The 15417-nt window shown below is 30.7% G+C and carries 13 protein-coding genes; 5 read left to right on the top strand and 8 right to left on the bottom strand.

The window, feature by feature from the left end; genetic code table 11:
• Window positions 1–437 precede the first annotated feature (437 nt).
• From ACVC5O_RS02125 to ACVC5O_RS02140, 4 genes are read left to right on the top strand one after another with little or no spacing between them, the layout of a single operon-like run.
• Window positions 438–3098 (top strand): ATP-binding protein, encoded by a 2661-nt coding sequence (locus ACVC5O_RS02125; RefSeq protein WP_452219816.1) that lies wholly within the window; start codon window positions 438–440, stop codon window positions 3096–3098.
• On the top strand, window positions 3098–3892 hold the full coding sequence (locus ACVC5O_RS02130) for a hypothetical protein (RefSeq protein WP_452219817.1): 795 nt from the start codon (window positions 3098–3100) through the stop codon (window positions 3890–3892). The genes ACVC5O_RS02125 and ACVC5O_RS02130 overlap by 1 nt, the downstream gene beginning before the upstream one ends.
• Window positions 3885–5096, top strand: a complete 1212-nt coding sequence (locus ACVC5O_RS02135; RefSeq protein ID WP_452219818.1) for a hypothetical protein — start codon at window positions 3885–3887, stop codon at window positions 5094–5096. The genes ACVC5O_RS02130 and ACVC5O_RS02135 overlap by 8 nt, the downstream gene beginning before the upstream one ends.
• Window positions 5083–5610: a condensin complex protein MksE gene (locus ACVC5O_RS02140; protein WP_452219819.1), complete on the top strand. Its 528-nt coding sequence runs from the start codon at window positions 5083–5085 to the stop codon at window positions 5608–5610. Before ACVC5O_RS02135 ends, ACVC5O_RS02140 begins: the two co-directional genes overlap by 14 nt.
• A 424-nt stretch (window positions 5611–6034) precedes the next feature.
• Here the strand turns inward: ACVC5O_RS02140 and ACVC5O_RS02145 are convergent, their stop codons facing one another.
• The 3 genes from ACVC5O_RS02145 to ACVC5O_RS02155 all read right to left on the bottom strand — a co-directional run bounded on the left by ACVC5O_RS02145 (window position 6035) and on the right by ACVC5O_RS02155 (window position 9339).
• Window positions 6035–6625 (bottom strand): fasciclin domain-containing protein, encoded by a 591-nt coding sequence (locus ACVC5O_RS02145; RefSeq protein WP_452219820.1) that lies wholly within the window; start codon window positions 6623–6625, stop codon window positions 6035–6037.
• A 323-nt stretch (window positions 6626–6948) separates the two neighbouring features.
• Window positions 6949–7929 (bottom strand): PLP-dependent cysteine synthase family protein, encoded by a 981-nt coding sequence (locus tag ACVC5O_RS02150; protein ID WP_452219821.1) that lies wholly within the window; start codon window positions 7927–7929, stop codon window positions 6949–6951.
• 174 nt (window positions 7930–8103) lie between these two features.
• Window positions 8104–9339, bottom strand: coding sequence for an ABC transporter permease (locus ACVC5O_RS02155; protein ID WP_452219822.1), 1236 nt, complete (start codon window positions 9337–9339; stop codon window positions 8104–8106).
• A 5-nt stretch (window positions 9340–9344) separates the two neighbouring features.
• Between ACVC5O_RS02155 and ACVC5O_RS02160 the strand changes: the two genes are divergently transcribed.
• Window positions 9345–10637 carry an exo-beta-N-acetylmuramidase NamZ family protein gene (locus tag ACVC5O_RS02160; RefSeq protein WP_452219823.1) on the top strand — a complete coding sequence of 431 codons (1293 nt, stop codon included), beginning with the start codon at window positions 9345–9347 and terminating at the stop codon, window positions 10635–10637.
• A gap of 6 nt (window positions 10638–10643) precedes the next feature.
• Here ACVC5O_RS02160 and ACVC5O_RS02165 read toward each other — a convergent pair whose 3' ends face one another.
• The 5 genes from ACVC5O_RS02165 to ACVC5O_RS02185 form a co-directional block, all read right to left on the bottom strand.
• The gene (locus ACVC5O_RS02165; RefSeq protein ID WP_452219824.1) at window positions 10644–12017 is read right to left on the bottom strand and encodes a hypothetical protein; all 1374 of its coding nucleotides are present in this window, start codon (window positions 12015–12017) and stop codon (window positions 10644–10646) included.
• Between the two features lie 28 nt (window positions 12018–12045).
• A complete protein-coding gene (locus ACVC5O_RS02170; protein WP_452219825.1) occupies window positions 12046–13011 on the bottom strand; it encodes a hypothetical protein in 966 nt (321 codons plus the stop codon).
• 166 nt (window positions 13012–13177) lie between these two features.
• The gene (locus tag ACVC5O_RS02175) at window positions 13178–14017 is read right to left on the bottom strand and encodes a sterol desaturase family protein (protein ID WP_452219826.1); all 840 of its coding nucleotides are present in this window, start codon (window positions 14015–14017) and stop codon (window positions 13178–13180) included.
• Between the two features lie 4 nt (window positions 14018–14021).
• Entirely contained in the window at window positions 14022–14858 is an 837-nt protein-coding gene (locus tag ACVC5O_RS02180; RefSeq protein WP_452219827.1) for a thioredoxin family protein, read from the bottom strand.
• A gap of 33 nt (window positions 14859–14891) precedes the next feature.
• Entirely contained in the window at window positions 14892–15383 is a 492-nt protein-coding gene (locus tag ACVC5O_RS02185; protein ID WP_452219828.1) for a YkgJ family cysteine cluster protein, read from the bottom strand.
• Window positions 15384–15417 lie beyond the last annotated feature (34 nt).

The following is a 15417-nucleotide window of genomic DNA, read 5'->3' on the forward strand; positions in this document are numbered from 1 at the left end:
CGAAATCTGTGTAGAAAAGAGAGGGGATTTTCAATGTTGACGAAGTCTAGGCTTCTGCGTATATAATAACCTTACTCCTCTCTTTTGTCTTTTCTGTTTATTTATCTAATTTAATGAATTGTAAACTTAAGACGTATATAAAAAATAGCGGTTTAGTCGTTTAAACGAAACAAAATGAATAAATTAAAGGTCTATTATAATCCGAAAAGTTAGTGTATAAAATCCGCTACTTTTCATATACAAGACCGTTGTAAGTAATGCGGAAATCGTGCTTAACATCAACATTTGAACTAAAAAAGCCAACCGCACAAACAGCACATTTGGTTTTTTTTCCAACACAGAAGCCAACGCTAAAAAAAACCAAAAGAGCTGTTTCTTGCCAACGCTCAACTTTGTTGGAAATTGATAATAATTACTTAAATTGACAGAAAAATTGAATGCTTAAACGATTAATAATATTAAACTCTGACATCTACTCAAAAGCAGATATAGAACTTGACAATTGTAATTCTCTTCAAATTGTAGGACCAAACAACATCGGAAAAAGTACGCTGATTTACGCTCTAAACTTTCTATTTATTATTGATGGAAGAGAAATGACTTTTAGCGGAAATCGAACAGGAGACAAAACTACCTTCAACCATTATTTCCCTTCGATAAATTCTAGTTTTATAATCTTTGAAATTTTCAAAAATCGCTACTACTCTATTTTGGTAAAGAAAAATGCCGAAGGCAATTTAGATTACTATAAAATTGATAGCGAATACAAAGAGAAACTTTATTTTATGGAAACTGCTAATGGTCAAAAAATTAGAAAATTTGACTCATTGCTATCTGAATTTGCTACGAATGGAATAGAACATAGTAAATTCCCTAATCGTAGAGACGTTTTTAATTTTGTATACCAAAAAGGAAAAAGAAACAACGGAGTTGTTTGGCTAAATCAAAGCGTAAATCAAGATGGACGTGGTATAAGCAATAATTTTTCTAAAATCTACAAATACTTAATAAACTCAAAATTAATCAACAACGATTCACTTAAAGAATCTTTAATTATAGCGGATAACAAAGAAAATGAGAGTGTTTCATTTTCAAAGAAAAATCAAAAAGACATTCAAACTTTATTAAGGCATAATCGAGATATAAAAGTAATCAAGAGCATTCAACGAAGCTTTTCTGATTTCAAGGAATTGGTAAATCAATACAAAGGAAAAAGTGCAATTTTGTCTGAATTAATTTTTGCATTTGACCAACAATATTCTTCACTTTATTCTGAGTTGGGAACTTCTGTTTCTAAAATGAAAACAGAAAGAGATAAAAACCGAACTTATTTAAATGAAACCCTAAATCCAAAAAAAGACAGATTGAACCAAGAATTGGGTAAAATAAAAACCCAATCGGAGCAGAAACAGAAAGATATTGACAAAAAAGATGAACTGATAAAAGAAGTTAAGTCGTTTGAGAGTTTGGAATTTTTGGAACAATCTCTTGAAAATTTGGATACTGAAAGAAAAACAAAAGAAAGTCAAATAACTCAAATAGAGCATCAAAATTTAAGCAGTAAAGACATTGAGAGCAAGGTTGAAAAATTCAAAACTCAAATCGATAAACTCACAAAACAAGTTGAGAGCTATTCAAATCAATTGATTCATCAGATATCAGATAATCAAGAGCACAAAGAATTACTAAATAGAATTCTGTCAACAGAGATAACCAGTCTGCCATCAGAAAATATTTCTTCAAAAATCAATCATATAGAGAACTTGATGAAACTTTTTGATGGAGCAATAGAATTACCTAATGACTTGAAAGGAAAATCAATAGATTCAATTGAAGATTTAAAAAAACAAGTAAGGGAATTTGAGAAAGAAAAGATTTACAATGAAAAATTACTACCAATTGCTAAAGATTTAGAAAAGCATCAAAAAGATTTAGAAGAAATAAAGAAAAAAATCAAAAATGTATCCGATAAAATTGAGAAGCTAAATAAACTACCAACTTTAGAGAAGGAATTAGAAATATTAAAAGCTGAATTCAGTAAGCTACTAGAAGAACAAGAGAAATCTACAAGAGATATTAAACTTCTTGAGGAAGAAATAAGAAAGCTAGCTGAGTCTATAAGGCAAGACGATAGAGAAATTACTACAAAAGAAAATCGAATCAAAGAAATCCAAACTTGGAAAGTAGAACTTGAACAGCTTGGAATTAAACCTATTGAATATCAATCAACGGATTCACTTGACAATATCTACAAGAACCTCAAAAGAAACTTTGAAGAAAGACGAGAAATTAAACTCAAAAAGGATAGTTTATTTGAACGCTTGAAACTAAAAACAGAAACATCTTTCGCTAATGAAATTGATTTTATTAAACACGTTGATTCTGAATTAGTAACATTAGAAGATAAACAAAAGGCAATTGATGGTTTGCTTAAAAATATATCAACCCAATTTGCAAATCCTTGTCGAACAATTTATTCAAGATTTGAAGAATTTAACTCATTCATTACAAATCAATTCAATTCAAAAATTAAGAAAATAAAAATATCCGATATCGATACCTTAAAGATTGAAATTGTAGAAAACGACAAACTTATTAAGGACTTAAATAAAATCATTCAAATTAGAGATTTAACATCAGAACTAATTTTTGACGACCAATCAGAAAACCTAAACACACTCAATAAATATTTAGACAATCAAACCACTATTACATTTAATGATTTATTTGATATCAAACTTCATCTACATAAAAAAGGACATCACAAAGTTGTAGACCTTAAAAATCAAATTGAATCTGATGGAACAGATAAAATGATTCGGTTGGTACTAATTATGTCTATTATTAATCAAATAGTTGTAAAAGATGATGAAAACAAAATTGTCCTATTTGTTGATGAAATAGGAACTATTGACGAAGCAAACAGAATTGAAATATTGAACTTCTGCAAAGAACACAATTTTATACCGATTTCAGCTGCACCACTTCATCCATATAATGGATTTGATAAATACTATCTCGTCAGAAGAAACAAAGGTAAAATCGTGGTTAGCGAGAAGAATGGAAATGTCATATTAAGAAAACCGATTGAAGCATAATGAAAGAAGTTGACTTCAAAACATATAAACTATTATTTGAAAGTAAATCGGTTTCAAAATCGGAAATACCTAAAACCGTTTTAAAATCTGATATTTTTCAAAACTTGCTTCGTGCTGAAATTTTAGAATCATTTAAACTTGGCAGAGGTTTCAAAATTATAGTTTCTAAAGAAAATGAATTTGAAAAATTTTTTAAAACGTCATTTCCAGAACAAAAAGTTAGCAAAAGCAAATCAGGAAATATTAAAAAATATAGAAACTCAAAAGCAACAAAAATTGACAATAACCCAATTTTCTTGCTAAGAGGTTTTAATTCAGTTCAAATAAACAATCAACTTACAGATATTAAAAAACAGACTCTTGATTTTGGTTTATTTTCTGTAATTCCTAATTCAATTAATGCTAATAAAATCTGCTTTGTAGAAAATTTAGAAACTTTCTTAAATGCAGAAAAACTCTTAGGTAAAAAGTATCTGTTTCTACATAAATATGGTAGAATCGGAAAAGAATCTATTTCAAAAATTAGTGCAAAGGAAGTTTTAGTTTTTGTCGATTTTGACTTTAATGGACTTGATGAATATTTACGAATAAAAGAAGTTTTTACTAATGCTCAATTGTATTTGCCTTCCAATTATAATGAACTTTTCGACAAACATTCAGCATCTTTAAAAGGAAATAAGGCTAAAATGAGCAACCTTGTAAAAAACTCGAAAGATTCAATCGTTATACAAATTCGAGAACAAGTTGCTCGTACAAATAGATTTTTAGAACAAGAAATTTTAATCAATGTTTAAGTCAGAACCGAAAACTATATTACATTTTTTGGCAACTCATTTTGACTTGTTAAGGCAACTCTTTGACATACAAGTTAAGAATGAAATTATCTTAAAAAGTCAAGTTTCTGATGCACTTAAAGAATTTGGAAGTGATATTGAGAATCAGCTTTTTGAACACAAATTACTTGTTGAACAAAATGACGATTATATAATCAATGAACCATATTTCGTTTTATTTGAGTTTGTTCTTCAACAATTCAAACCATTACTTCCAGAAGAGATTGAAAAATTTGGTCAATCGATTAGAACTTTGTTTTTAAATATAAAAGAAGGCATCAATCAAGACAAAAATATTTTGCTGGATAGAATTGAAGCTTTGGCAAACGAGATTAAGAAATTTTCAAATGCAGTAACAAATAACACAATAAGTCTTCTAAATGAATCTAGAGAATTAAAAGCAAATACTCGAAAAATTGAATATCAAGAAAAAGTACAAAAAGCTAGATATTTAATTGATTATTATATCATTCCTTTAAACACAATTTTAGATATAAATCATTCTCAATCAATCTATAATGAACTACTAAGTATTTCTCAATTTTCAAATAATAAGCGTTTTGATTATACAGACGAAAGCATAAGAAGGCAGTTCGAAAAACTTTATAATTTGTTAAGGCAAGTAGTAAAAGATATTAGCAAACAGTCTTCTATCTTAAGTAATGAACTTTTACCTCTTATAGATAGGATTAGGACAGAAAGTGAATATTTACAAGGTTTTCACTTGTATTTAACAAATGGAAACTGCTATAAGAGGATTAAACCACCAGAGCTTTTTAATACAACAAGGGATAATCTTTATAATCCGTTTATTTACGAAAACACAAAAGAATATTTTGACCAATTTAAAAATGAAGAAGATGTATTTATCGAAGAGGAAACAGAAATTGTAGACCAATGGATTTTCAATAAAAGTGAATACAAATCACAGCTAAACTCAAAACTTCCAGTTGACGACTTTTTTACTTGGTGTAAAACAACATTGGAAAACGAAAACGAGAACTTTGATTTTGACAACTACTTTATGGTAACGAGTTTAATCTTTGAAGAAGATTATGAAGTACAACAGGACAAAGAGAATCGAAATATTTCTTTTAAAACGGAACAAGGAGAGCTAATAATGCCAAAACTAAAAATCACTAAAAAAGAAAATGTATCCAAATAAACACAAACAAATAGTTACATCTTTAATGGATGGAAGATTTATAACCATTGACGAATCTTACTTTGATATCGTAAAGGATAATCAAGATTTCTATGCTGAATTTTTTGATAAGTCGTTTGGTTTTGAATTAAAGAAAACACAAGAATTTTATTATCTAATTTCAAAAGAAACAAATGAAAATACTTCTCGTGATATAAGCATATTTTTCTCAATCTTCTGCTATGAACTAGATAAAGACGGAAAGAATTTTATGGATGAATTAGGGTTTTCGGACTTTCACATTGACGAAATAGTTGATTACATAAAAAATAGCTCTTGGTCTGATATAGTTAAATCAAATAAGCAATTAAATGATGCAGATAGTATCAAAAGGTTAGTTGGTTCTACAATGGTAAAAAGGAACATAGCTGTTAAACATTCAGATGACAACTATTCATTTACAAAAGCATATAAATTATTCATTGATTTTGCACGTGAATTGATAAAATCTGAACCGAATAATGCCAACGCCTAAGCCATACACATTTGCAATTCGCTTCAGCCATCACACAAGCCCAAAATTGCAAAAGAGTATGTCTTGCCAACGCACAGATTTGAGCTAAACAAGAAACATCGGAAAACAACCTGAATGAAAAAAGCACTACTTACAACAAAGTACTGTGGTAAAAAACAAGTAAAAACTCATTAATTTTTCACTAAAGTACTTCTGTAATTTGTATCATAAAGCAACTAGTATTTTGCAACTGCAAATAAGTGTTTTTGTCAATTAAAGAAATCTCAATAGCTGTAAAAACTAGAGAAGTATTTTATATACTAACTTGCTCACTTAGAACTTAAATAAGTTTTATAAAAACCTATTGACAACTATAAATAAAATCGCATAAAAAAATCCGCACTCAATGATTAGATTGCGGATTTTTAATATTAATTAATTCTAATTATTTAGGCATTACTACAGAGTCAATTGCATGAATTACTCCATTTGATGCTGCAACATCTGCAATTACTACTTTAGATTTGTTTCCTATTTCATCGGTTAACATTACATTACCATCTTCTAGAGATGCCACTAGTTTTCCTCCTTGAACAGTAGCAACTTCAAATTTTCCTTTATTAGCTTTAATTGCTTCGACTACAGCTGCAGCTTCAAATTTTCCTGAAACAACATGGTATGTTAATATAGAGGTTAATGTTTCTTTACTTTCTGGTTTTAGTAAACTTGTCACTGTTCCTTCTGGTAATTTATTAAAGGCATCGTTTGTTGGTGCAAACACTGTAAAGGGACCTTTACCACTTAAAGTTTCTACCAGATCTGCTGCTTTTACTGCTGCAACTAACGTGGAGAAATTTTTGTTTCCTACAGCAACTCCAACAATATTAGGCGTTTCCTGAACCTCTTTTTTAGTCTCTTCTACTTTTTGAGCCACTTCCTTGTTTGTAGTTTCTACTTCTTTTTGAGCGTCTTTGCAAGACGTTAATCCAATAAGACCAACAAGTGCAAAGGCCATAAATACATTTTTTGTTTTCATAGTTTTTGTTTTTAGATTTACTCAAAGATAAGTGATGACAATCTTAAATATTCCCAATTTTGTTTAAAGTTTAGTTAAAACATTTAAACAAAATAAGATTGAAAAATTTTTATAGCCTACTTTTTTAATGATCTATTTTTTAAATTCTCATAGAAAAAAGGGACCAAAAAGAAATCCATTTATTAAAATAGTTTGGGTTATTTCTATATCTAAAAATCGCTAGCTTTGTTTAACGAATGCTATATAACATTTGAAAACGGCTAACATCAGAAGACATTAAACGAATTTCCAAAAATAAAAATTCTTGCTTTACTAGAAATTTGCTACTCCAAATAACCCATTTCCTTCATCCAGTCGTTATTAAACATTTTACCTACATAACGGCTTCCATGGTCGTGAAAGAGTACCACAACAACATCGTCCTTAGTAAAATGTTCTTTTAATTGTAACACGCCTTTTATTGCAGAACCTGCGGAGTTGCCTAAAAACATACCTTCTTCTTTAGCAAGACGTTGTGTGTAAACACAAGCATCTTTATCGGTTACTTTAGTAAACCCATCTATTATGCTAAAGTCCACGTTTTTTGGCAGTATGTCTTCTCCAATGCCTTCGGTTACGTAAGGATAGATTTCGTTTTCGTCAAAAATTCCTGTTTCGTGGTATTTTTTAAATACTGAGCCATAGGTATCCACTCCCCAAATTTTTATATTTGGGTTTTGCTCTTTTAGGTATTTACCTACTCCAGAAATGGTTCCTCCTGTTCCTACTCCAACAACGAAGTGTGTGATTTTACCTTCGGTTTGTTTCCAGATTTCTGGTCCTGTACTTTCGTAATGCGCTACAGTATTACTTGGATTGTCGTATTGGTTAACATACCATGAGTTTGGTATTTCTTTGCCTAAACGTTTGGATACAGAGTAGTACGATCTTGGGTCGTCTGGTTCTACTGCTGTTGGGCAAACTACAACTTCTGCTCCTACTGCTTTTAATATATCTACTTTTTCTTTAGATTGCTTATCTGCCATTACAAAAATACATTTGTAGCCTTTTACAATTGCTGCTAAGGCTAAACCCATTCCTGTATTTCCAGAGGTGCCTTCTATGATTGTTCCGCCTGGTTTTAATCTGCCATCTGCTTCTGCATCTTCAATCATTTTTAATGCCATACGATCTTTAACCGAGTTTCCTGGATTAAAGGTTTCGTATTTTGAAAGCACTAAACAGGGTAAGTCTTTAGTTAATGCATTAATTTTTACTAATGGTGTATTGCCTATAGTTTCTAATATATTTTTTGCGTAATCCATACGTTATTTTTTGCTTTTGCAAATTTAAGTGTTTGCTACCAATACACGAATTATTTTTACTGTTTAATGTTGTATTCTGGATTTTGCGTTAAGGATTGAAAGGTTTGTTTGAGCTCCTCGCAGAGAGCGAGCCTTGAAAGCCTGACCCTTGTGGTAACGCCATAATTATTACATTTACTCAAACTTTATTGCTTTTACTGGCGAAATTTTGGAGATGAGCAAAGATGGGATAAGTAGCATTAGTAAGCAGAGTACAAAGGTGCCTAAATTTAGTGCTAATATGTAGGTGATGTTGATGTAAACTGGTGCTTCGGACACGTAATAGACTGATGGATCTAAGGGAAAAAGTTTGAGGTATTTTTGTGCGAATAACAATCCTAAACCTATTAAATTTCCCCAAAATAAGCCTAACAGTATAAGGTACGAGGCGTTGTACAAAAAGATTTTTTGTATGCTTTTACTGCTGCTTCCTAAGGCTTTGAGTATGCCTATCATTTGTGTGCGTTCGAGGATAAGAACGAGTAAGGCTGTAATCATATTTATGCCTGCCACGAGTATCATTATGCCAATTATACCATAAATATTTTTAACAAATATACCAATCCAATCGAATACGATTGGGTATTTTTGCTTTACAGTTACGGAGTCTATTAAAGGTGGTAAATTGTTATGTATTTCTAGGCCTTTGGTGTCTAATTCGTCGTAATTAGTGATAAAAACTTCGAAATTACCTACTTGATGGTCTTCCCATTTATTGAGTTTTTGTAAGTGTTTTATATCTCCAATTACATATAACTCGTCGAATTCTTTAAAACCAGAATTATAAATACCTACTACTTTATATGGTCGTATTCGTGGTGCTTTATCTAAATTATCTTGCAAGAAATAGGTGTTTATTCTATCGTTTAATTTAATGTTTAGTCGTTGTGATAAATACTCCGAGATTATAACCTCTACACTAATGGATTGTTTGTAATCTGGCAGTTTGCCTTGTACTAAATACTCCTCAAAATATTGCCAATCGTAATCTGCGCCAACGCCTTTAACGACTATATATTCGAAATCATCGACCTTTCTAATTACTGCAGATTTTGTTGCTACACCTTGAATGTGTGAAATGCCATCGACAGCTTTAAAGTCTGGATAAAAATCTTGGTTTTTAGAGATTGGTTTTAAACTTTCTTGCGAGTTATTATTGTCGTAATTAGAAATTGTTGCGTGTCCATTAAAAGCAACAACTTTATCTGTAATTTTTTGCTTTAAACCAATTCCTGTTGCGATTGCAATGAGCATTACAATTATGCCTATAGCAATTGCTGCAATTCCTATTTTTATTATTGGTGCGGAAATGCTACTTTTATACGATTTACTATCGATAATGCGTTTAGCTATAAAATACTCGAAATTCAAAGTTTATGATACGATTTATGATGTTCAAAAATACAGTTTTATTATTTGTTTTCTTAGTAATTTCTTGTGGAAATGGAAACCCAAAACAGAGTGCTGCGCTTGAAGATTCTACTGAAAAAACTGCTGCTAATTTAGATGTTGAAACTTCTAAAGTTACTAATAACAGCAAACAACTTGTGGTTGGTGCTAACCAAACTGCACTTTATTTGCCTTTATTAGAAGGGAAAAAAGTTGGGATTGTTGCCAACCAAACCAGTGTACTCTTTAAAGATAAAACTGAAGCTTTACAAACCACTAATTATACACATTTAGTAGATTCTTTAGTCGCTTTAAACGTAACAGTAAGTAAAGTTTTTGCGCCTGAACATGGCTTTAGAGGTACTGCTGATGCTGGAGAAGTTGTAAAAGATGGTATTGACACAAAAACTGGATTGCCTATCATTTCGCTTTACGGAAAGAATAAAAAACCTACTGCTAAGCAATTACAAGGTTTAGAGGTAATGATTTTTGATATTCAAGATGTTGGTGTTAGGTTTTATACGTATATCTCTACCCTGCATTATATAATGGAGGCGTGTGCAGAACAGAATATTCCATTAATAATTTTAGATAGACCAAATCCTAATGGTCATTACATAGATGGTCCTGTTTTGGAATTAGAACACAAAAGTTTTGTTGGTATGCATCCTGTTCCTGTTGTACATGGAATGACTATTGGCGAATATGCACAAATGATAAATGGTGAAAAATGGCTAAAAAACAAAGTTCAATGTGACATCACAGTTATTCCTGTAAAAAATTATACACACAATACGTTTTATAGCTTACCAATACAACCTTCTCCAAATTTACCAAATGATGTGGCTATAAATTTATATCCTAGTTTATGCTTTTTTGAAGGTACTAATGTAAGTGCTGGTCGAGGAACTGATAAGCAGTTTCAGGTTTTTGGGAGTCCGTTTTTAAATACTGAAATGTATAATTTTAATTACACGTTTACACCTCAACCAAACATTGGTGCAAAATATCCTAAACATGAAGGTAAACTTTGTTATGGTTTAGATTTAAGTGAAACACAGCGTTTAAACAGGTTAGATTTAAACTATGTAATTGATGCGTATAATAGCACTGAGAACAAGGATGAATTCTTTAATGATTTTTTTACCAAACTAGCTGGTACAAAATCGCTACAACAACAAATTGAAGGGAAGCACACGGCTTACGAATTAAAGAAAAATTGGGTTAGAGGCATTGAAGATTACAAGCTTAAACGCAAAGCATATTTACTTTACGACTAGTTTAAACTAATCGTAATCTTTACCATTTGGACGTTTGTTATTACGTCTATATTCTGCCCTACTTTGTACTTTAGAGCCTCTGTTTTTAATTGTAGATAAATTATAAGTTTGTTCCCTATCTTCTTGTAAAGTTGTTGGTCTTTGCTTAGGTTTTCTTTCCTTTTTAGGCTTAGTTACTTGAGCTATTTGCTCTTCTTCCTTCACTTCTTTTTTAACTTCTTTTACACTAATTGCAGGCTTAACTTCTGCCTTTGGTTTAGGCAAGGTTTTCTTTTTAACTTCTGTTTTCTTTTTAGGTTTAGGTTCTGGTTTTGATTTTTTTATTGGCTTAGGCTCCTCTTTCTTTTCTTTCTCAACCTTTTTGGTTTTTGGTTGCTTAACTTTTACAACTTTCGCTTTCTTAATCTTAGCCTTTTTAACTTTTTTTGGTTTAATTTTTTTAGCCTTAACACCTTTTACTTTTGCTTCTTTTATAGGTTTTGGCTCTTTTTTAGTTTTAACCTTTTTAATTTTAGGCTCTTTAACTTTTACAACCTTCTCTTTATTAATTTTCTGCTTTTTTTCTTTTATTTTTTTAACCTTTTTAGGCTTTACCTTCTTTGCTTTAGGAGCTGGTTTTTCTTTAACCTTCTTCGCTTTAGGCTGTTTAACTTTTACAACCTTTTCTTTCTTGTTTTTTTTAGGCTTAACTTTCTTTTCCTTTATAGGTTTTGGAAGTTTGGTCACTTTAGGTTTAACTTCTTTCTTTTTAGAATCTATTGCAGGTTTTTCTACTCTAACGTTTTTTGGTTTTTCGATTATAGGTATAACCTCGTCTGTATTAGTAGCAACCACATCTTCTAACTTCTCCTTTTTTACGCGTTTTGGTGGCGAAATATATTTTTGCCTTTCTGCTTTTGGAGCATTAGCAATCCTTGGTCTTACATTACGTTTTAATAATTCTTCTTTAGAGAGACTTGCTCTTAAAACACTCATTTGCAAATCGTCTTCAGCGCCTTCTGGCTTTACAATAAATTTTATTCGATTGAATGCTATAGCTATAATCCCTTCTGTACAATACACAGCAACAGTATATCGTCCTTCAGAAAAATGATACATTGGTATTTTTATAACCTGACTATCTACACTTAAATATCTTGTTTTTTTATTATCGTGACTAATTACGCTTGCACCTTCGATACCACGATCTGCTCTTAAAAAAAGAGTGTCTTCTGTTTTGTTAAGTTCGTGCTTTAAAAATTTTGCTTTTTCGCTAAAATTAGGCTCTAACTTAGTGATTAAATTAGATTGCGAAAAACTAAATAGTGTCGTAGCAAAAACTATTAAAGCCAATGCTTTAGTTTTTCTTGCTATTAGAAAATTTAGTTTAGTTTTTTTCAAGGAAGGGTAAGTTTAGGTTATAAAAATACTAATCGTATTTTTTACCGTTTGGTCTTAAATTATTTTTTCTGTAATCTTCTCTAGATTGCTTATCTACACTACCATCATTATAGGTAGTAATATCATATTCTATGACGCGTTTTTCGCCAATAGTAGTTTTAACAGGTCCTTTAGGAGTTGAGTTTCTTCTGTTTTTATCTCTAGAGTTAAGGACATCTGGTCGCTTTACAGTTTCTCGATCTGCCACTTGGGTTTTTGGATTTGTTTTAATATGCCTTACAACTACTTCTGGATTTGGTTTAGTCTGTACTCTTGGCCTTTTTATAACAGGTTTTTTCTTGTTTATTTTGGCAACTGTTTGCTGAGAAACTCGTTTTGTGTCTTCTACTTTTTGAGGCGCTTTTTTAGGCTTACTAGAGCTTGAAGCTATAGAAGGCGAGGACTTTACCGTTTCTTGCTTTGACTTAACAGGTTTTTTTATTGGCACTTTAGGCTTACTAACTTTTGCAATAACTTCTTTAGGCTTTGGTGTAACAGATGCTGGTTTTTTTCTAGGCTTCATGTTTCTTGCCAGTTGTTCTTCTTCAGATAAACTACCTCTTAAAATACTTTCGGCTAAATCGTCTTCTGCACCATCTGGTTTTACAATGGTTATTAGTCTGTTAAAATCAAAAGCAATAATTTTTTCTTCGGTATAAACAGCTACAGTATATCTTCCTTTTTCGAAATGGTATAATGGTATTACCACTTTCTCTGTAGTACCAATATCTATTTGCTGACTACTTTTGCCTTCGTGACTTAAAAAACTAACTCTTAAAATTTGAGTTGTAGAATGCAAATACACAGAATCTGCAGTTGCATTTAATTCATGCCTTAATCCTGTAGCATCTATATTTATATTTTTATTTAATTTAGTGAGAGAGTTTTGACTAAATGTTAAATAACAGATAGACACAAACAGAAGGGTTGTAAGTAGGTTTTTTTGACTTTTCATAATGAAAAATTTAATAATTAAATTTTGCTAAAATCAGGCTTTTTAGGGAACACCAAAAATATAGCATTTAAAATATTTATTGGCAAAGCTATACTGAAAATATAAAGAAATGTGACAAAACACCAAAATACTCGACAAAGTACTAACTTATCTGATGTTTAGAATGTTATTGTACATTTTCTCGGTCAAAAGGGCTTCTGTATTTATGGAAAGGTTGTTTTAAAAGTGCTGTTAGACTTGCGTTTTCTACTTCATCAGGAAATGTATCGACACCATATTGTATTTTTTCTCGATCTAAACTCATAAATGTTCCAAGTAAACGGTCCCAAATAGAAAAAATGTTTCCATAATTAGAATCTGTATAAGGTAATTTATAGTGATGGTGTACTTTATGCATATCTGGTGTTACAATCACATAGCTCAATGCTTTATCTAAAGCTTTAGGCATTTTAATATTAGCGTGCGAAAATTGCGTTGCCACAATAGATAACGATTGGTATAGCATTACAATACCTATTGGAGCTCCAATAATAAACACACCAAAAAGTGTGAATATAAAACGAATAACACTCTCTAAAGGATGGTGTCTATTTGCTGTTGTGGTATCTACATTATGATCTGTATGATGTACCAAATGCACCATCCACAATGGTTTTACTTTATGCTCTACATAATGCGCTAAATAAGCACCAAAAAAATCCAATAATAAAACGCCTAAAACAATATATAACCAAAGTGGTATTTCTGGTAGCCAATTGAGGATTCCAAAATTATTTTTATTTACCCAAACTGAAGTGTACAATAACAAACCAGCTAATGCAAAATTTATAACGATTGTTGTTGCTGTAAAAAATAAATTAGGCCAAGCATGTTGCCATTTTTTATACTTAAAATTTACTAGTGGCAAAATGCCTTCTAAAAACCAAAATAAGGTAATACCACCAATAAGAATAGCTGCTCTATGTGGTGACGGAATGGTTTCAAAATAATTTAAAAGCGCTTCCAAAGATTTATGTGGTTTTTAAAAATAATTTTACTTTTTTCTTATCTGCATCGCTTAGTTTACTTTCAATTTTTTGCGCAATATCATTATGTTCTAAAGCTTTATGAGCAAGATAGCTTAAAAAATAGTAAAAGGGTATGTTCGCTTTCTCTAAATTAGAGACCTCAAATTTTTCAAGCATTTTAAGTGCTTTTTTGGGATTGTTTAATACTATTTTTTTTTGTACTGCAAATAGTGCTAATTTTTCTTTAAAAACAGATTTATTGGACAATTCTGCTTTTTTTAGCTTTTTCTCTGCCTCATTAAAATAAAGATCGGCAGTTTTTATAAATTTACTTTTTAAATCTTTATTCAAATAAGTACAATATTCTTGGTATTTTACAGCTAATCTAAACGTATTAGAAAAATTATCCTTCGAATAATAATTAATTAAATCCCGCTTTAAATATTTTGTGTTTAGTGCGTATTTTTTTAAAAGTGACATCACTTCACTTTTTTTCTTGTAGCTCATTTGCTGATAAACAATTTTACCATTAGCATCTAAAATAAAAATATAAGGAATTCCTTTAACGCCATAATTTGCAGCTAAACTTTTATTAGCATCAATATCAATTTTTACAGGAACATAATTTTGCATTAAACTCTTCACATCGGTAGTATTCCAAGATTCAAAATCCATTTTTTTACAAGGTCCACACCACGATGCCCAAAAATCTACTAAAATTAATTTGTTCTCTGCTAAAGCTATTTTTTTTGCGTTTTCAAAAGAATACAACCAATTATCTGCATAAAGGGTTTGGAAACTTAGTAATAAAACACTGGTAAGAAGTACTATTTTTTTCATATTAAAATTTATTAGGTTCTAAAAATAATATTTTTATTTAATTCGCAATTTCATAGCCTCAACAATATTAAAAGCTGCTGGACAAATAGCTACATTTTGGAGTGTTAAGTTACTAATTTGTTGAAACTTTTTTCGGTTTGTATGCGGAAATTCTGCACAAGCCTTTGGTCTCACCTCATAAATCGAACAATAATTATCTGCTCCTAAAAACGTACAAGGGACAGATTGTAATACGTAATCGTTATCTTCATCAATACGCAAATACTGTTCTACAAATTGTTGTGTTTTCATTTTAAAATGTTTCGCAATTCGCGCAACATCTTTATCTGTAAATAATGGTCCAGTAGTTTTACAGCAATTGGCACATTGCAAACAATCGGTTTTTTCAAACTCATTGTCGTGCAACTCTTGCATTAAATAATCCAGTTGTTTTGGTGGCTTTTTTTTAAGCTTGGTAAAAAACGTTTTATTCTCCTTATGCTTATCTTTGGCAAGCTTTGGAAGATTATTTATAAACTCTTGCATAAAGCAAAAATAACAATAATGAGATACTGAATCC

The organism is Lacinutrix salivirga (assembly GCF_053604675.1).

What these genes read in the sequence shown, in the direction of transcription:
- ACVC5O_RS02125 (WP_452219816.1), top strand. Translation starts at nt 438, where the DNA reads ATGCTTAAACGATTAATAATATTAAACTCTGACATCTACTCAAAAGCA.
- ACVC5O_RS02130 (WP_452219817.1), top strand. Translation starts at nt 3,098, where the DNA reads ATGAAAGAAGTTGACTTCAAAACATATAAACTATTATTTGAAAGTAAA.
- ACVC5O_RS02135 (WP_452219818.1), top strand. Translation starts at nt 3,885, where the DNA reads ATGTTTAAGTCAGAACCGAAAACTATATTACATTTTTTGGCAACTCAT.
- ACVC5O_RS02140 (WP_452219819.1), top strand. Translation starts at nt 5,083, where the DNA reads ATGTATCCAAATAAACACAAACAAATAGTTACATCTTTAATGGATGGA.
- ACVC5O_RS02145 (WP_452219820.1), bottom strand. Translation starts at nt 6,625, where the DNA reads ATGAAAACAAAAAATGTATTTATGGCCTTTGCACTTGTTGGTCTTATT.
- ACVC5O_RS02150 (WP_452219821.1), bottom strand. Translation starts at nt 7,929, where the DNA reads ATGGATTACGCAAAAAATATATTAGAAACTATAGGCAATACACCATTA.
- ACVC5O_RS02160 (WP_452219823.1), top strand. Translation starts at nt 9,345, where the DNA reads ATGATACGATTTATGATGTTCAAAAATACAGTTTTATTATTTGTTTTC.
- ACVC5O_RS02170 (WP_452219825.1), bottom strand. Translation starts at nt 13,011, where the DNA reads ATGAAAAGTCAAAAAAACCTACTTACAACCCTTCTGTTTGTGTCTATC.
- ACVC5O_RS02180 (WP_452219827.1), bottom strand. Translation starts at nt 14,858, where the DNA reads ATGAAAAAAATAGTACTTCTTACCAGTGTTTTATTACTAAGTTTCCAA.
- ACVC5O_RS02185 (WP_452219828.1), bottom strand. Translation starts at nt 15,383, where the DNA reads ATGCAAGAGTTTATAAATAATCTTCCAAAGCTTGCCAAAGATAAGCAT.